The 18,029-nt window shown below is 74.3% G+C and carries 11 protein-coding genes; 6 read left to right on the forward strand and 5 right to left on the reverse strand.

Features of this window, described 5'->3' with window-relative positions; translation table 11 throughout:
* Together C229_RS32055 and C229_RS0127850 are read left to right on the forward strand one after the other, a co-directional pair.
* A partial coding sequence (locus C229_RS32055) for a non-ribosomal peptide synthetase (RefSeq protein WP_018658410.1) occupies nucleotides 1–11,595 on the forward strand: 11,595 nt, incomplete at its 5' end.
* Nucleotides 11,592–11,828 (forward strand): phosphopantetheine-binding protein, encoded by a 237-nt coding sequence (locus C229_RS0127850; protein WP_018658411.1) that lies wholly within the window; start codon nucleotides 11,592–11,594, stop codon nucleotides 11,826–11,828. The genes C229_RS32055 and C229_RS0127850, both read left to right, overlap by 4 nt.
* A 99-nt stretch (nucleotides 11,829–11,927) precedes the next feature.
* Here C229_RS0127850 and C229_RS0127855 read toward each other — a convergent pair whose 3' ends face one another.
* The 5 genes from C229_RS0127855 to C229_RS0127875 all read right to left on the reverse strand — a co-directional run bounded on the left by C229_RS0127855 (nucleotide 11,928) and on the right by C229_RS0127875 (nucleotide 15,738).
* On the reverse strand, nucleotides 11,928–13,166 hold the full coding sequence (locus C229_RS0127855; protein ID WP_018658412.1) for an NAD(P)-binding protein: 1,239 nt from the start codon (nucleotides 13,164–13,166) through the stop codon (nucleotides 11,928–11,930).
* A gap of 4 nt (nucleotides 13,167–13,170) precedes the next feature.
* The gene (gene sigJ / locus C229_RS0127860) at nucleotides 13,171–14,109 is read right to left on the reverse strand and encodes an RNA polymerase sigma factor SigJ (protein ID WP_018658413.1); all 939 of its coding nucleotides are present in this window, start codon (nucleotides 14,107–14,109) and stop codon (nucleotides 13,171–13,173) included.
* A 134-nt stretch (nucleotides 14,110–14,243) separates the two neighbouring features.
* Nucleotides 14,244–14,543: a hypothetical protein gene (locus C229_RS0127865; RefSeq protein WP_018658414.1), complete on the reverse strand. Its 300-nt coding sequence runs from the start codon at nucleotides 14,541–14,543 to the stop codon at nucleotides 14,244–14,246.
* Nucleotides 14,540–15,127 carry an Asp23/Gls24 family envelope stress response protein gene (locus C229_RS0127870; protein ID WP_018658415.1) on the reverse strand — a complete coding sequence of 196 codons (588 nt, stop codon included), beginning with the start codon at nucleotides 15,125–15,127 and terminating at the stop codon, nucleotides 14,540–14,542. The genes C229_RS0127865 and C229_RS0127870 overlap by 4 nt, the downstream gene beginning before the upstream one ends.
* The gene (locus C229_RS0127875; RefSeq protein ID WP_240487408.1) at nucleotides 15,124–15,738 is read right to left on the reverse strand and encodes an RNA polymerase sigma factor; all 615 of its coding nucleotides are present in this window, start codon (nucleotides 15,736–15,738) and stop codon (nucleotides 15,124–15,126) included. Before C229_RS0127875 ends, C229_RS0127870 begins: the two co-directional genes overlap by 4 nt.
* A gap of 114 nt (nucleotides 15,739–15,852) precedes the next feature.
* Here C229_RS0127875 and C229_RS0127880 point away from each other — a divergent pair, with 114 nt between their 5' ends.
* From C229_RS0127880 to C229_RS0127895, 4 genes are read left to right on the forward strand one after another with little or no spacing between them, the layout of a single operon-like run.
* Complete coding sequence (locus C229_RS0127880) at nucleotides 15,853–16,353, forward strand: Asp23/Gls24 family envelope stress response protein (protein ID WP_018658417.1); 501 nt, start codon at nucleotides 15,853–15,855, stop codon at nucleotides 16,351–16,353.
* Nucleotides 16,353–16,544, forward strand: a complete 192-nt coding sequence (locus C229_RS32060) for a hypothetical protein (RefSeq protein WP_018658418.1) — start codon at nucleotides 16,353–16,355, stop codon at nucleotides 16,542–16,544. The genes C229_RS0127880 and C229_RS32060 overlap by 1 nt, the downstream gene beginning before the upstream one ends.
* The gene (locus C229_RS32065) at nucleotides 16,541–17,431 is read left to right on the forward strand and encodes a DUF6286 domain-containing Asp23/Gls24 family envelope stress response protein (RefSeq protein WP_051109161.1); all 891 of its coding nucleotides are present in this window, start codon (nucleotides 16,541–16,543) and stop codon (nucleotides 17,429–17,431) included. The genes C229_RS32060 and C229_RS32065 overlap by 4 nt, the downstream gene beginning before the upstream one ends.
* The gene (locus C229_RS0127895) at nucleotides 17,428–18,024 is read left to right on the forward strand and encodes a hypothetical protein (RefSeq protein ID WP_155885093.1); all 597 of its coding nucleotides are present in this window, start codon (nucleotides 17,428–17,430) and stop codon (nucleotides 18,022–18,024) included. The genes C229_RS32065 and C229_RS0127895 overlap by 4 nt, the downstream gene beginning before the upstream one ends.
* Nucleotides 18,025–18,029 lie beyond the last annotated feature (5 nt).

Genomic DNA, 18,029 nt, shown 5'->3' on the forward strand with positions numbered 1-18,029 from the left:
GGCCGCGTCGACGACCAAGTGAAAATCCGCGGATTCCGCATCGAACTCGACGAGATCCGCAACGTCCTGGAGACCCACGAAGACGTCTCCGCCGCAGCCGTCATCGCCCTCGACCACCCCGCAGGCGGCAAATACCTCGCCGCCTACGTCATCGGATCGGCATCGGCGGAAACCCTGCGCGCCCACGCCGAAGCACGCCTTCCCGAATACATGGTCCCCACCACGTTCACCCACCTGGACGCCCTCCCCGTCACCGCCAACGGCAAGCTCGACCGCCGCGCCCTCCCCACCCCAGAGCTGGGCGGCACCACCGGACGGGCACCGCAGACCCGCACCGAACAGGTCCTCGCCGACGTGTTCCGGGACGTCCTCCAGGTGCCGTCGGTGTCGGCCGACGACGACTTCTTCCGTCTCGGCGGGGACAGCATCCTGTCGATCCAGGCGGTGTCGCGGGCCCGCCGCGCCGGGGTGACGGTCACGGCGGCGGAGATGTTCACCGCCCGCACGGTCGCCGCGCTGGCGCGGGCGGCCGAGCGGCACGCCGCGTCGGCCGGGCCGGAGGTGACCCTGACCGAGCGGGCGGAGTCGGGGCTGTGGCCGATCGCCGCCGCCGAGGTCGATCTGCCCGGGTTCGGGGCGTTCACGCAGGCGTTCACGTTCGTCACCCCGCCCGGCCTGACCGAGGAAGCCCTGCACCGGGTCCTGGGCCGCGTGGTCGAGCACCATCCCGCGCTGCGCGGACGGCTCGCGCGCGGCGACGGATGGCGCTTCGAGGTCCGGCCGTTCGACGCCGAGGCGGTCGCCCGCCAGACGTCCACGGCGAGCGGGCAGGCCCCGTCCGACCTGGCGGAGCTGTCGGAGTCGCTGGACCTGACGGCAGGCGTGCTCTGGCGCGCCCGCTGGTTCCCGGGCGACGCCGCGTCCGGCGGCAGGCTGGTGTGGGTGATCCACCACCTGGTGGTCGACGGCGTGTCCTGGCGCATCCTGGGCGACGACCTGAAGCACGCGTGGGAGCTGGAGACCGGCCGGACCGCCGAGCCCCTGGCACCCGCCGGGACGGGCGTGCCGACGTGGACGCACGCCCTCACCGAGCGCGCCGCCGACGCCGACGTCACCGCGCAGCTCGACTACTGGACGGACGTGGTCCAGGCCGACGACCCCCTGATCGGCTCACGCCCCCTCGACCCCGCACGGGACACCGAGGGGACCGCCGGAACGGTCGAGGTGGCGGTCCCGGCGGACGTGACCCGGGCCGTCCTGACCGACGTGCCCCGCCTGCTGTCGGCCGAGGTGGACGACGTCCTGCTCGGCGCGCTCACGATCGCGATCGGCGCCTGGCGCGCCCGGCGCGGCACCGGCCACCGGCGCGCCGTCGTCGGGCTGGAGGGGCACGGCCGTCACGAGGCCCTGGTCCCCGGCGCGGACCTGTCCCGCACGGTCGGCTGGTTCACGAGCTGGTACCCGGCCGCGCTGTCCAGCGACGACGTCGACCCGGCGCTCGCGCTGGACGACCCCCGGCTCGCCGCCGACGCGGTGCTGCGCGTCAAGGAGCAGCTTCGCCGCGTCACCGAGCGCGGCGCCGGGTACGGACTGCTCCGCCACCTCGGCCCCGCCCCGGCGCTCGCGGCGGGGAACGTCCCGCAGTTCGGCTTCAACTACCTGGGCCAGTTCCGCGCCGACGAGCCGGAGCGGGCCGTCGCGTGGGACGCGGCGCCCGGCACCGGCGGCCTCGACGGGCACTCCCCCGCCGAACTGCCGCTCGCGGCGGCGATCGACATCAACACCGCCGCCGTCCCCGGCGACGGCGGGCTCGTCCTGGACGGCACGTTCGCCTACGCCCCCGGCGTCATCGGTGAGCGGGACGTCCGCGAACTCGTCGAGCTGTGGACGGCCGCGCTGACCGCCCTCGCCCGCTACGCGGACGCGGCCGCGCACCCGCGCCGCTCCCCCTCCGACCTGACCGCCCCCGGCCTCACCCAGGCCGACATCGACGGGTGGGAGGCGCGGCACGGCGAGCTGACCGACGTGCAGCCGCTCACGGCCCTCCAGCGCGGCATCACGTTCGAGACCCTGCTCGGCACCGACGACGGGGCCGTGGACGTCTACGTCACGCAGAACGTCCTGCACCTCGACGGCGACATCGACCCCGGCCGGCTGCGGGCCGCCCTGGACCGGGTGCTCGAACGGTTCCCGAACCTGCGGGCCGCGATCGTCCCCACCGCCGCCGGGGAACTCGTCGCCGTCCTCCCCGCGACCGCGACGACGCCGTTCACGGCGGTCGGCCCCGGCGTCTCCCTGGACGACGTGCTCGACCGCGACCGGGCCGAGCCGTTCGACCTGCGGTCGGCGCCGCTGACCCGCGCCGTCCTGGTGACGACCGCGCCCGGTCGGCACACCCTCGTCTGGACGATGCACCACGTGCTGGCCGACGGCTGGTCCAGCCCCCGGCTGGTCGAAGCGCTGCTGGACGCCTACCGCGATCCCGCCGCGCGGCCCGAGCCCGACCGCGTCTACCCGGCGTTCCTGTCGTGGCTGGCGGCCCGGGACGAGCGGGCCTCGCTGGCGCGCTGGGCGGCGGCGCTGGCGGCCGTGGACGAACCGACGCTCGTCGCCCCCGGCGCCTCGCTCACCTCCCCGGCGTTCCCCGACGAGTTCGAGGTCGTCGTCGGCCCCGAGACCCACGCCGCGTTGCAGCGCGTCGCCCAGGCCACCGGCGCCACGTTCAGCAGCCTCGTGCAGGTGGCGTGGGGCGTCCTGCTCAACGGCGTCACCGGCCGGGAGACCGTCGTGTTCGGCACCGCCGTGTCCGGCCGCCCGCCGGAGATCGACGGCATCGAGGACGCGGTCGGGCTGTTCATCAACACCGTCCCGACGCCCGTCACGCTGACCGGCAACCCGACGCTCCGCGAGCTGATCGGCCGGGTCCAGGAGCAGAACACCGCCCTGCTGGACGATCACCACGTGCCGCTCGCGGACGTCCAGCGGGCCACCGGCTTCAACCCGCTGTTCGACACGCTCGTCGTCTACGAGAACTACCCCGTGGACGAGGAGCAGCTCAACGAGGCGCAGCGGAGCACCGGCGTCACACTGCGCGACGTCGAAGGGCGGGACGCCACCACGCACCCGCTCGCGCTCTCGGTCACGCCGGGCCCCGACTCGACCGTCCTGGAGTTCTCCCACCGGCCCGACCTGCTCGACCGGGCGACGGTGGAGCGGTTCGCCGCGATGTTCGAGCGGGTGCTGACGGCCGTGGCGACCACGCCGGACGTGCGGGTCGCGGACCTCGCGCTGCTGCCCGCCGACACCGCGATCGAGCGGGCCGGGACGCCGCTGGCGGTGCCGGATCTGACGCTGGACGGGTTGATCCGGCGGCAGGTCGCCGCTACGCCCGAGGGCATCGCGGTGCTCGACGACAACGGCGCCGAGCTGACGTACGCGCAGTTCGACGCGCGCGTAGACGCCACGGCGCAGGCGTTGATCCAGCGGGGTGTCGGGATCGGGGACCGGGTGGCGGTGATCCTGCCGCGATCGGTGGATCTGGTCGTGACGCTCGCGGCCGTCGTGCGCGTGGGCGCGGCGTTCGTGCCGATCGACACCGCCTATCCGGCGGGGCGGATTCAGGCCATTCTGGAAGACGCCTCCCCGGCCCTGGTGATCGAAGAACCGTTGCCGGGTCTGCCGGGAGAGCCGGTTCTGTCGCGGGCGTTGTCGCCGCTCGACACCGCGTATGTCATCTTCACGTCCGGGACGACCGGGCGGCCGAAGGGCGTGGCGGTCTCGCATCAGGCGATCGTCAACCTCATCGCCTGGCGGCAGGAGACGTTCCCGATCGCCGCCACGGAACGCGTGCTCCAGAAGACGTCAGTGGGCTTCGACGTCGCCGTTCCGGAATTCTTCTGGCCGCTCACGATCGGCGCGGCGGTCCGCCTGATCCGGCCCGAGGGCGAAAGAGATCCCGACTACCTCTCCACGATCCTCACCGGCGAGCCGATCGGGTTCGTCGAGCTGGTCCCGACCGTTCTGCAAGCCATGCTGGACGGCGGGTTCGACCTCGTCGCCTCACCGCTGCGGCACCTGTCGGTCGGCGGCGAAGCCCTGCCCACCGCGCTGGGCCGCCGCCTGCAAACGGTTCCCGGCGTCAACGTCTGGAACACCTACGGCCCCACCGAAGCCGCCGTGGACGCCACCGGAATCGACCTCACCGACGTTGACCTGAGCCGCATTCCCGTCGTCCCCATCGGTGGCCCGGTCGCCAATGTGCGGGCGATCGTGCTGGATTCCTGGTTGCGCCCGACCGCACCCGGCGTCGTGGGCGAACTGTATCTGGGCGGCGTCCAACTGGCCGACGGCTATATCGGCCGCCCCGGCCTGACGGCCGAACGCTTCATCGCTCACGACTCGGGTCAACGTCTCTACCGCACGGGCGACCTGGCCGCCTGGAACGACCAGGGACAACTGGAATTCCTCGGCCGCGTCGATGACCAGGTGAAAATCCGCGGATTCCGCATCGAACTCGATGAGATCCGCAACGTCCTGGAGAACCACGACGACGTCTCCGCCGCAGCCGTCATCGCCCTCGACCACCCCGCAGGCGGCAAATACCTCGCCGCCTACGTCATCGCATCCGCGCCGGAAGAAGTCCTCCGCGCCCACGCCGAAGCACGCCTCCCCGAATACATGGTCCCCACGGCCATCACCCACCTGGACACCCTTCCCGTCACCGCCAACGGCAAGCTCGACCGCCGCGCCCTCCCCACCCCCGACCTCGGCGACACCACCGGACGAGCCCCCCAGGGCGAGACCGAACACCTGCTCGCCGAAGTGTTTCAAGAAGTCCTGCAAGTCCCCGCCGTCTCGGCGGACGACGACTTCTTCCGCCTCGGCGGGCACTCGCTCCTCGCGACCCGCGCCGTCACCCGCGCCAACGCCCGCCTCGGCGCGTCCTTCACCCTCCGCAACCTGTTCGACCACCCCACCATCGCCAAGCTCGCCGCCCTCCCGCAGGCGTCGGCGGCGGCCGCCCCGACGCTGCGCTTCACCGAGGTCGCCCGTCCCGCCGAGCCGCCCGCCTCCTACGGACAGCAGGCGCTCTGGGTCACCGAGCAGGTCTCCGGGGACAGCGCCTACCGCGCCGGTGACGCGTTCCGGTTCCGGGACCAGGCCGACGCCGACGCGCTGGAGCGGGCGATCGTCCGTCTGGTCGAACGGCACGAGGTGCTGCGGACGACGTTCGCGTTCGACGGGTCCGGCGCGCTGACGCAGGTCGTGCACCCGGCGCCCGCGTCCGGCCTGCTGGGCGTGGAGGACGTCGCGCCGGAGGCCGTCCAGGACAGGATGGCGGCCCTGCTGGACGAACCCGTCGACATCACCGCCGCGTTCGGGATGCGGTTCACGCTGCTGCGGACGGGCGAGGCCGACGTCCTCGCCGTGCACGGCCACCACATCGTCACCGACGAGCAGTCCAGCGCGCCGCTGCTGCGCGACCTCGACGCGTTCTACACCGAGGAGACCGGCGGCGGACCCGCCGCCCTCGCCCCGCTCACCGGCCAGTACGCGGACTTCGCCGTGTGGCAGCGGCAGGTCCTCGGTGAGCGCGACGACCCGGGCTCCCTGTTCGCCGCCGAGCTGGCCCACTGGCGCGACACCCTCGACGGCCTGCCCGCCGAGACGCCGCTGCCCCTCGACGCCGCACGCGCCGACGTCGAGAACCGGACGGTCCGGTCGGTCTCGGTCGAGCTGGCCGCCGACGAGATCGGGGACCTGCTGGACCTCCTCGCGGAGCGCGCGGCCACGCCGCTGCACGCCCTCGTCAGCGCGCTCGCGCTCGCCCTCTGGTCCGAGGGGGCGGGCACGACGGTCCCCGTGGGCACCCCGGTGGACCTGCGCGACGACCCCGGGCTCGACGACCTGATCGGCTACTTCGTGAACACGGCCGTCGTCCGCGCCGACATCGCGGCGGACGGCGGCTTCGACCGGACGCTGCGCGCCGTCCGCGACCGCGCGATCGAGGCCGGCGAGCACAAGCTGGTGCCGTTCGAGAGCGTCGTGGAGGCCGTGAACCCGCCGCGCCTGCCGGGGGTGAGCCCGCTCTTCCAGGTGATGGCCGCGTTCTTCGACCTCGCCGACGAGTCGAACGCCGTCGCGGGCCGTCACCTCATGCCGTACACGCCCGACGAGGCCGCGTACACCGAACTGGACGACGACAACGCCCCGCCCGCGCTGTTCGACCTGGTCTTCGCGTTCGCGCGGGAGACCGGCGGCGGGTACCGGCTGTACCTGGACGCCGTCCGCGAGCTGCTGTCCGCCGCGACGACGCGGCGGCTGCTGGCGACCGCGCGGCTGTTCCTGGTGCTCGGCGGCCGTCACCCGTCGCTGCCGGTGGCGCAGCTCGCGGAGCTGGTGCGGCTGGCCCGCGACGGCGTTGACGCCGCTCCCGCAGCGGGCTTCATCCCCGTCTACCGGCACGCGATCCCGGGCTTCGACATCGCGGACGCGCCGCTGTGGCGGGCCGCCGCCGAGCACCTGTCGCTGGCGTCGCCCGGCACGGGGCCGCTGGCCGTCGGCATCGACGACGCGGGACGCGGCGGGCTCACCACCGCGCACCCGAACCCCGAGGTGCTGGACGCGCTGCTCCCGGCCGCCGCCCGGCTGGTCGAGGCGTACCGGGAGGGCGCCGTCCACACGGTCGTCCCGGCGGAACGGCCCGCCGCCCCGGACGGCGACGCGCTGCGCGAGGCGCTGGAGGACCCGTTCTGGGACGACCACCTGGACGCCCTAGCCGACGCCGAACCCTGGGAACCGTCCGACGACGGAACCCCCGGCACGACCGGCACCGCCACGGCCCCGGCACCGGTGCGTCCGGGCACCCTGCCCGCCGTCCGCGCCCGCCTCGCGGCGGCGGTGGTGCGCGCCCTGGAGATCACCGACGACCTGGTGATCGAGTTCACCGAGCCCGGCCCGGCCGGTGCGCTGCGGCGCTTCCCGTCCGTCGTCCCGGCCGACCTGTGCGAACGCCTCTCGGACGGCGAAGACGCGGCACCGGAACTGGAATCCGCCCTGACGTGGGACACCCACCGCGCCGACGAGTACGCGGCCGTCCTCCGCGACACCACCCTGAACCGCCTCCTGGACGACGTCCCCGACCCGACCGTACGCATCACCCTCTTCCACACCAACGCCGAACCCACCACCCCGAGCACCACCACCCCAGACAGCACCACCCCGGGCAGCACCGTGCCGGGCGCTGCCACCCCGGGCAGCACCGTGCCGGGCGCCACCACCCCGGGCAGCACCGTGCCGGGCGCCACCACCCCAGGCGGCACCACCCCGGGCGGGGCCGTGCCACCCGGCACCGCCTCGGGCGGGGCCGTGCCGGGTGGGGGCGTGCCGGTGGCCGTCACGGTGCTCGCCGCGTCGGGTGGGCGGGTTTCGGTGCGCGTCGAGGCGGGCGGAGGGACCGGGATCGACGCGGCGCGGGTCGCCGGGGCGGTTCTTGACGACCTCGCGGCGATCGGTGTGCTCGTCGGTGACGGTGCGTCCGCCGCGCCCGCGTTGCGGCGGGCCGATCGGCTGCCGCTCACGGCGGCCGAGGCCGCGCAGGTCCGCGACCGGTACGGGGCCGACGCCGAGCTGATGCCGCTCTCGCCGTTGCAGAGCGGGCTTCTTTACCACATGGTCCGTTCGCGGGAGACCGACGACCACAACGCCTACGTCTCGCAGGTGACCCGGGACCTGTCCGGTGCCGTCGACCCGGACCGGATGGGCGCGGCGGTCGCGGCGGTGCTGCGGCGCCACCCCAACCTGCGGGCGGGTTTCGTCGCGCTCGGGGCGGGCGAGGTGCAGGTCGTCCCGGCGGAGACGCCGCTGCCGTACCGGGTCGTCACCCGGGACGCGTGGCGGGCGGAGGCGGCCGACCCGGCGGCGTTCCTGGCGGCCGAGCGGGAGGCGCCGTTCGACCACGAGCGGCCGCCGCTGCTGCGGTTCGTGCTGCTGGAGGTCGCGCCGTCGTCGTGGACGCTCGCGATGACGTTCGAGCACATCCTCATGGACGGCTGGTCGCTGAACCTCGTCATGGCCGAGGTGATCGCGGCCTACCACGAGCCCGCGCAGGCGGACGCCGTCCCGCCCGTGCCGTTCCGCGCCTACCTGGACTGGCTCGCCGGCCGCGACGCCGACGCCACGCACACGGCCTGGCGGGACTACCTCGCCGACCTGGCGGGCCCGTCGATCGTGTGGCCCGCCGGCGACGCGGACGGCCGCGTCGAGACCGGCGACCTGCACCACGACCTGGACCCGGCGGACGCGGCCCGCGTCTTCGCCGCCGCCCGGAGCGCGGGCAGTACGGTCGGCACCCTGCTCCAGGCGGCGTGGGCGATCACGCTGGGCCGCCTCACCGGCAGCGGCGACGTGGTGTTCGGCAACACCGTCTCGGGCCGTCCGCCCGAACTCGCCGGGGCCGAGCGGATCGTCGGGCTGCTGTTCAACACGCTGCCGCTGCGGGTCGGCCTCGACCCGTTCGAGACGGTCGGCGGCCTGCTGTCCCGGATGCAGATCGAGCAGGCGGCCGTGGTCGACCACGCCTACGCCTCGCTCAGCCGCATCCAGGACGACGTGGGCCTCGGCACCCTCTTCGACACGCTGTTCGTCGTGCAGAACTTCCCCTACGAGGTGGACGACGACGCCGGGTCGGACACGAAGGTGACCGGCGGCGGCCTGAACGACGCGACGCACTATCCCCTGACGTTCGCGGTCAACCCGTGGGAGTCGGGGGACGCGCCGTCGGTGCACGTGCGGCTCTCGTTCCGCCGTGACGCCTACGCGCCGGACGCCGCCGGTACCGTCCTGGACCGCTATCTGCACGTGCTGCGGTACCTGGCCGGGCATCTCGCCGAACCCGTCGGCCGCGTTCCCGCGCTGCTCGCGGGCGAGGCGGACGCGCCGGGGGGCCACGGCGTGGCGCGCTCCGTCGAGGAGGTCACGGTCGGTGACCTGCTGGCCCGGCAGGTCGCGGTGTCGCCGGACGAGACGGCGCTGGTCGCCGGGGACCGCCGCTACACCTTCACCGAGTTCTCCGCCGAAGTGCACCGGTACGCCCGGATGCTGCTGGAGCAGGGGGTGCGTCCCGAACACCGCGTCGCGCTGCTGCTCCCGCGCGACGAGCGGATGGTGATCGCGATGTTCGCGGTGTTCGCCGTCGGCGCGGCGTACGTCCCGGTCGACGCCGAGCACCCCGACGACCGCATCGGCTACATGCTGGAGATCGCCCGTCCCACGGTCACGCTGGTCACCGACCGCGACGCCCACCGCATCGGCGCACCGGCCGGACGCGCCGTCAACCTGGACGACGCCGCCGTCCGGGACGGCATCGCCCGGCACGGCACCGGCCCGATCACGTCCGCCGAACGCGGCGGCGCGGTCTCGCTGGACAACCTGGCCTACGTCCTGTTCACCTCCGGCTCGACCGGGCGCCCCAAGGGCGTCGCGGTCGGCTACCGGGGGCTGACGAACATGTACGCCAACCACGTCGAGGAGATCTTCGACCGCGTCGTCGCCCACCAGGGCGGCCGCCGGATGAAGATCGCGCACACCACGTCGTTCTCCTTCGACGCGTCCTGGGAGCAGTTGTTCTGGCTGCTCAACGGGCACGAGGTGCACGTCATCGACGAGGAGCTGCGCCGCGAGCCCGCCCGCCTGCTGGCCTACTACGACCGGACGCGGATGGACGGCTTCGACGTCACCCCGTCCTACGGGCAGTTGCTCGTGGACGACGGCCTGCTGGAGCGGGACCGTCCGGCGGGCCGGTCGGTGGCGGCCGACGCGCCCGGCGTGGTGTTCGTGTCGCTGGGCGGCGAGGCGGTGCCCGAGCGGCTGTGGCAGCAGTTGCGCGAGGCGCCGGGCGTCGAGTCGTACAACCTGTACGGGCCCACGGAGTACACGATCAACGCGCTCGGCGCCGACCTGGCCGACAGCCCCACGTCCAGCGTCGGCAAGCCGATCTTCAACACGCGCGCCTACATCCTGGACGAGAACCTCCAGCCGACGCTTCCGGGCGTCGCCGGGGAGCTGTACCTGGCGGGCGACGGCATCGCCCGGGGCTACTGGGAGCAGGCGGCGCTGACCGCCGAGCGGTTCACCGCCTGCCCGTGGGAGCCCGGCCAGCGGATGTACCGCACCGGCGACCTGGCCCGCTGGACGCCGGAGGGGAACATCGACTTCCTCGGCCGCGCCGACGACCAGGTGAAGATCCGCGGCTACCGGATCGAGCCGGGCGAGGTCGCGGACGTCCTCGCCGCCGACCCGCAGGTCGTGCGCGCGGCCGTGATCGCCCGCAAGGACGCGTCCGGTGCCGTGCAGCTCTACGGCTACGTGGTGCCCGCCTCCGGCGACCCCGACGCGGTGGACCTGGACGCCGTCCGCGCGCGGGCGCGCGGGGTGCTGCCCGACTACATGGTCCCGGCGGGCCTGGCGGCGGTCGCGGACATCCCGCTGACCGTGAACGGGAAGATCGACGCGCGGGCCCTGCCGGAGATCCAGACCGCCGGGGCGGAGTACGTCGCGCCGGCCACCGGCACCGAGGCCCTGCTCGCGGACGCCGTCGCAGAACTCCTCGGCGTCGAGCGGGTGTCGGTGGCGGCGAACTTCTTCGAGATCGGCGGCAACTCCCTGCTCGCGATGCGCCTGGTCGCGCGGGTGAACGCCACGGGCGACCACGAACTGCTGGTCAAGCAGGTCTTCGCCCACCAGACCGTGACGGAGCTGGCCGCGAGCATGGACGAGCGCGCGGCGTCGCCCGGCCCCACCCTGCACGACGCCGTGGCGCTCCCGCTGCGCGAGGGGGCGGGCGGCCGGACGCTGTTCTGCTTCCACGAGTACACCGGCCTGGCGACGATGTACCGGCGGCTGCTCGACCTGCTGCCGTCCGACTGGGACGTCTACGGCCTCCAGGACCCCGCCCACGGCGGCATGCAGGTCGACTTCTCCGACTTCCCGGACATGTGCCGCGCCTACGCGGACGTGGTGGTCGAGACGCGGCCGGAGGGCCCGTACGACCTGCTCGGCTGGTCGTGGGGCGGGCACCTGGCCTACGGCGTGGCCCGCGAGCTGATCGCGCGCGGCCACCGGGTGCGCGGCCTCGGCATCGTCGACGCGATCCCGATCGCCGCGGGCCCGCTCCAGGAGGAGGTCGACGTCGTCGGCGTGAAGATGGCCGACCTGATCTCCGACGTCGACCTCCAGGACCGCGTCGCCGACGAGCTGGAGGCGAACGAGGGCCTGGACCTCGGCAAGCGCATCTTCGGCGACCTCAGCACCGCCCAGCGCCGCGCCGTCGCCGTCGCCGCCGCCCGCACCGACTCGCTGCTGCTCACCCCGACCGAGGGCGTCCTCGACGTCCCGGCCCTCCTGGTCGCGGCCACCGAGGACGGCGAGCACGAGGACTACCCCGAACAGCTCGCCGGCATGTGGTCGACGTTCCTCCCGGACCTGCGCACGATCCCGGTCGCGGCCGGGCACCTGGAGGTCGTCGTCGAGGACGAGCACACCCGCCGCTGGGTGCCGCAGCTCGTAGAACTACTCACCGAAGGAGAGACCAAATGAAAGTCACCACCGACCAGGCCCTGGCCGACATAGCCGACGCCCTCTACGTAGAACCCGGCGACCTGGAACAGGACACCGATCTACGCGACCAGGGCATGGACTCCGTCCGCCTCATGGAACTGGTAGAAACCTGGCGAGCAGCAGGCATCCCAGAAATCGACTACATCATGCTCGCCGAAGACCAGCGCATAGAAGCCTGGCTAACCCTCCTGCACAAGCTCCAGGGCGCCTAACGGAAGCCATCGGGTCGGCCTCGGTGCACGGTGCCGCTGAGGCCGCCGTGCCCCGCTGCCACTCGACGCAGGCGCCCTCAGCGAGCCACAACCGGGCGATCAACCCGTCCACCGGCTCCGACGCTGATCAGACCCCGCACCACGTCGGGTGGCCGCCCTGCGGGAGGGAGGGCGACTTGGGTGTGCCGCGGTGGCGGGTTGGGCGGTGGCCAGGTGGGCGGCCTCGATGGCGCTGTTGATGGAGATCTCGCCGCGCATTCCGGGTGCCGCCACGGTGTCCCCGGCGACGTAGACCCCGTCGCCCCGGTCGATCGGGGAGCGGTCTCGCCAGGTCTGGCCGGGGAGGTCCAGGGCGCCGCTGCGGTCCTTCGCGGTGGCGGTGCGCCGGAAGGTGGTCCGGTCCGCGCGTCCGGGCAGCAGGAGGTCGGCGAAGGCGTCCAGCCGGGCGTGCGCCGACGAGCGGGACTCATCGGCCCGGATCGGCATCTGGAGCTGGTACAGCGACTCGCCGGGCGGGGCGATCGAGGCGTCCTGCATCGTGTAGGACTCGTGGAAGCCTCCCTCGTCCAGGTCGAAGACCAGGGTGCGGTCCCGGCGGTCGGCGCGGACGGCGACGTCCAGCAGGGCGCAGTGGCCGGAGGTCCACAGCAGGCGGTCGTCGGCCAGCAGCCGGGACGCCGACGCCGGGTCGGTCGCGACGATGACCGGACCGGCGCCGGGCAGGACGTCCACGCGCGAGCCGGTCTCGATCCGGACGCCCAGTTCCGCGGCGCGGGCGGCCATGCGGTCCAGCACGGTCTGCCAGCCGCCGCGTACCCACCGGACGGCGGGTGGCCTCGGGCCCAGGACCCGCTGGAACAGGTCCCAGACGAACGCCGCCGACAGCCGTCCGGTGTCGGCGTCGTAGGTCACGACGCTGATCGCGTTCGCCATGTGGCGGGCGGTGGTCTCGCCCCAGCGGCCGGACGCCCACCCGTGGAAGTCCTGGTCGACGGGCGCGGCGAGCCGCGACCGCGTCTGAGCGGCGAGCATCCGCAGCGGAGGGGTCCGGCGGACCCGCCCGTCGACGCGGAAGCCGAGCCGGGCGGCGGCGAGTGGTGACGGCCAGCCGAGCCCCCGCACCAGGCCCCGCCGCGCGAGCCACCGGTAGTGCGGGCCGTCGGCGTAGAAGACGTGCGCGCCCTCGTGCGCGACGTACGGGGAGGGCGTCGCCCGGCCGCGTCCTCCGAGCGTCCGATGGGCCTCGTGCAGGACGACGTCGGCGCCGGTCTCGGCGCAGGCGATGGCGGCGGTCAGACCGGCGAGTCCGCCGCCGATGACAGTGATGGTCGTGGTCATGCCGTCAAAGACGCAGCACCGCGCCGTCCTGTGACATCACCGCGCCGAGTTTCTCCGGATTGACCACCAGATGGCAGGCGACGACCCGTCCATCGGCCACCTGGAGCTGGAAGTGGACGATGGGGCGCCCGTCCGCCGTCACCTGGAGGGCCGGACCGGCGTTGGCCTCGACCAGCCGGTACTCCACGGTCTGGGTGTCCCCGTCGACGCCGACCGAGGACAGGAACGGCTTCCGGAGCCGCATGACCTGCAACACGAACCGGGCGACCGGCTCGGGGCCGACGATGACGCGGCGCGGCGCGACCGCGTTGCCGCCGCTGTCGGCGACCAGCCGTACGTCGGGCGCGAGCAGCTCCATCACGCCCTCGATCCGCCCCTCCAGGCACGCGGCGGCGAACCGGTCGGTCAGCCGCCGCCACACCAGCGGGTCCACCTCGAACCGCGGACGCCGCTCCCGGACGTGCGCCCGCGCCCGCACCGCGAGCTGCCGGACGGCCGCCTCCCGCCGGTCCAGCAGCCGCGCGATCTCCGGATACCCGAACGCGAACACCTCCCGGAGCACGAACACCGCGCGCTCCAGCGGCGACAGCGACTCCAGCACCACCAGGAGGGCCAACGACACCGACTCGGCCCGCACGACGTACTCGGCCGGGTCGGTGAGCCCGTCCGGACCCGCGATCGTCGGCACCGGCTCGGGCAGCCACTCCCCGACGTAGGACTCCCGCCGAGCCCTCACCCGCCGCAGCCGGTCGACCGACAGACGGGTGACGACCGTCAGCAGGAACGCCCGCGCGTCCCCGACCTCCGCCGGATCGACCTTCGCCCACCGCAACCAGCACTCCTGAACGACGTCCTCGGCGTCCACGACCCGCCCGAGCACCCGGTACGCGACCCCGAACAGAAGCTCACGATGCTCGGCGAACGCCCCCTCACCCACCTCCACCGGCCGCCCCTCCGCACCGACAGCACACCGCGATCCCCCCAAAGAGTGTCACCACGGTGCCACGACCGACCGACGCCCCCGCCACGGTCGAACCCGCCGGACGCCTTCGGAGACCCGTCCGCCAGTTCTGGCCGTTATTCGAGAGTGCCGGTCACGGTGACGGTGACGTGGGTGTCGGGAGCGGTCCGGGTCAGCAGGGCCTGGCGCACGTGGCGGGTGGTGGCGATGATCGGGCGGTTCGTGTGGGCGATGATCTGGACGTCGATTCGTGTCGTCCCGGGTCCTTCGGTGATGCGGAGGCCCGTCAGGTCGGTGCGGTCGCGGTGGGAGAACAGGAGGCTCTTGACGCCCGGCTTCAGGCAGGCCACGCCGGGGATCGACAGGACGGCGGCGGCGAGGGATTCGGCGTCGGCGTGGTCGCGGGGGGCGGTCATCGGTCCTCCTCGGTCAGGTCGGTGACGTGGACGTCGACGCGGGTCGGACCGAGGCCGAGGCGGTCGGTGGCGGCCGTGGCGACGGCGCGGCGGACGTCGTCGGCCACCGAGGGAAGGTGGGCGGTGGCGGGGGCGTGGATCGAGATCGTGACGGTGATGTCGGCCGTCGCGTCCGGGCGGCGGTCGCCGGGCACGAGCCGGCACGAGCCCGCCAGGACGCCGGGGACGTTCTCGGCGGCCGAACGCAGGACCCGCGCCGCCGCGCTCTCCATGATCCACATGTCCTCGTCGGGCGTGCCGAGGGGCAGCGGGGCACCCGGTCGCAGTTCCAGGCGGACCACGTCCATGACGCGGCGCAGCACGTCGCCCGCGTCCGGCAGGGCCGGGCCCGACGCGTCGCGCAGGTGCAGCACCGCCTGCCGCAGGCCCGCCAGCCGCCGCCGCGCGTCGGCGCAGGACGGGCAGTGCGCCGGATGGTCGTCGCCGGGGTCGGCGTCCCACGCCTGCGACAGCAGCCGTCCGCAGGGCAGTTGTTCCTCGTCGGGGCCGGGCCGCCGGGCCGCCGGGTCCGGGTCGGTGGTCATCGCCAGTCCCCCAGTGCGTGTGTGAGGCCGCGCCGGGCGCGGAAGACCCGGGCGCGGGCCGCGTTCTCGGTGATGCCGACGGCGTCGGCGATGAACTCGTAGGACCGTCCGTCCAGCTCCCGCAGCACCCAGCAGACGGCCTGCTCGGCGGAGAGACCGGCCAGCGCGGTCCGCAGGTCGGCGGCGATGGCCCGGGACTCGGCCATGCGCGACGGGGAGGACGAGTGGTCGGCGGCCGCCACGTCCAGGACCTCGTGCAGCGGTGTCGTGGGGCGACGGGCGCGCAGCGCGTTCAGGCAGCGGTTCGTGACCACGCGGTACATCCAGGTACCGAAGGCCGAATGGCCCCGGAAGTCCGGCAGCCGCCGCCAGGCGTTGATGAACGACTCCTGGACGGCGTCCTCGGCCTCGGCCTTGTCGCCGAGCAGCCGGACGGCCAGCCGGACGAGGCGCGGGGCGTGCCGGGTGACCAGGACCGCGAACGCGTCCTGGTCTCCTTCGGCGGCACGGGCGGTCAGCAGGACGTCGTCGTGCCCGGAGCCGACCGCGTCCGCTGCGGGTTGGATCACCGTCGCGTCTCCTGCCGTCGTCATGGTCTGTGCGTTGGACACCTGGTCTCCCCGTTCTGTTACGCGTCTCCCGGGAAGTTCGGAACGAACGCGTAACGGGCCTGCCCCGGGCCGTGTCCTACGTTCGGCAACCCCCCGAAGACCAAGGAGAGCGTCATGAACACCGCACCGACGTCCACGACGACGACACCCGCGGGCGGCACGGCCGTCCAGCGGGCGGGCACCGACGCGGCGATCGTCACCGGGACCTCCGGGGCCGATCAGCCTGCGGCGACCCGTGGCCAGACCTCGATCGCGGGGACCGTCGTGGTGAAGGTCGCCGGTATGGCGGCGCGGGAGATCCCCGGCGTGTACGACATGGGCGGTGGCCTGTCGCGGACGATCGGCCTGGTCCGCGACCGGGTTCCGGGAGGACGCCCGAACGTGGGGCGCGGCGTGAAGGTCGAGGTGGGCGAGCGGCAGACGGCGATCGACCTGGACCTGGTCGTGGAGTACGGCGTGGAGATCGCCGAACTGGCGCGGGCCGTCCGGGAGAACGTCATCGACGCCGTTGAGCGCATCACCGGCCTGGACGTCGTGGAGGTCAACATCATGGTCAACGACGTCCACCTTCCCGGGGACGACGAGGCCGCCGAGCAGACGGCCCGCGTCGAGTGATGTCCCCGTCGAACGCCTTCACCGGCATGGTGGCCGGGATCGCGCTGGCCTTCGGTGTCCTGGTCGGCGGCTTCGGAGGGTTCCTGCTGGTGGCCTGTCTGGGCGGCGCGGGTCTGGCCGCGGGGCTGTGGCTGGACGAACCCGGACGCGTCGCCGCCCTCCGGGACGCGTTGGGCCGGAGGCCGCGGTGACCGCGCCCGCCGAGCGCGGCGCGACCGAGATCGCGCCGCGCGCCGTCCGGAGGATCGCCGAGGGCGCGGCGTCGGAGGCGGGCGTGCGGGCCACCGGCGCCCATGCCGAGGTGACCGGCCGCCGTGCCCGCGTGGAAGTGCGGGTCGGCCTGCCGTATCCGGCGCGGCTGGGACCGGAGGCCGGACGGGTGCGCGACCACGTGCGGGAACGGACCGGACGGCTGACGGGCCTGGACGTCCGCGCTGCGAAGGTCACGGTGGACCGTCTGGACCTTCGGGAGGGGAACGTCCGCAGGACGCGGCCCTCGGCCGCGCCGGGGGTGGCGCGGCGGCGCTGGTGGTCGGCCCGCCCGTCGGCGCGAGTCGTGCCCGTGCCGGCCGGAGTCGCCGTCGCACTGCTCGCGGTCGAGGTGCTGGTGGCGCGCCTGCCCGGCCACCGGCCCTGGCGCGGGCGCGCGGCCGCCGTCGATCTGCTCTACCGGTACGGGCCGGGGGACGCGGCCGTGACGGTGGCGGCCGTCGTCATGGTCGCCGTCGGGTGCTGGCTGGTCGCGCTGGCCGTGACGCCGGGGCGCGGGCGGCTCGCCGCGGGCCCGGACGCGGTGCGCGCCGACGTCGGACGCCGCACGGTGGCGGCACTGGTCGGCGACGAGGTCCGGCAGGTGCCCGGGGTGAACGCGGCCAACGTGCGCGTGCGCCGGAAGAAGGTGCGCGTGCGGGCGTCGCTGACGTTCGGTGACCGGGACGCGGCCCGCGAGCGGGTCCGGGGCGCCGCCCGGGAGGCCCTGACGGAATGCCGTCTGGGCGCCGAGCCCCGGTTGCGGGTGTCGGTGCGGCCCGCGCCGTCATGGCAGCCCACCCGATCGACGGAGGACGAGGACACGTGACCCATCCCTCTCCCCTTCCCATGGTGCGCAACCGGGCGCTGCTCGGCGGAGTCGGAGCCGCACTGCTCGGCGGCGGCGGCTGGCTGCTCACCGCGTGGACGCCGGTGGCGGAGCGCCTGCCCGCCGGCTGGCCGGCCGCCCCCACGGGACGTGTCTTCGCCGACCGCGCGCTGCTCGAACGTCTCGGGGCGCAGGACTGGTGGACGCCGGCAGTCGTCGCGGTGTGCTGCGTCGTGCTCGCGGTGGCGGTCGGCGTGCTGCTGCGGGTGGTCCGCCGCCTGGCGGCCCGGGGCGGCACCGTTCCGCTCGCCCGCGACTCGCGGCTCCTGCGCGTGTCCGCGCTGTCGGACGCCCTGGCCGCGCGCGTCCGGACGGTCGAGGGCGTCGCCGGGTGCCGTGCCGTCGTGCGCCGCCGCCGCAGGGCGCTGGAGGTCGAACTCCGCGTCCGTGTGCGCGCGTCGCCCGCGCCCGTCCTGGGCGCCCTGCCCGGGCTCGTCGACGAGGTCCGCCGCAGCGTGGCCCCGTTGACGGTCCGCGTGCACGCCCGCCTGGACGGGCCCGGACGTCCCCGCAGAGCCCGTGGCGTCCGGTGAGGCGG

The sequence above is a fragment of the Actinomadura flavalba DSM 45200 genome (genome assembly GCF_000374305.1).
GTDB classification, from domain to species: Bacteria; Actinomycetota; Actinomycetes; order Streptosporangiales; family Streptosporangiaceae; genus Spirillospora; species Spirillospora flavalba.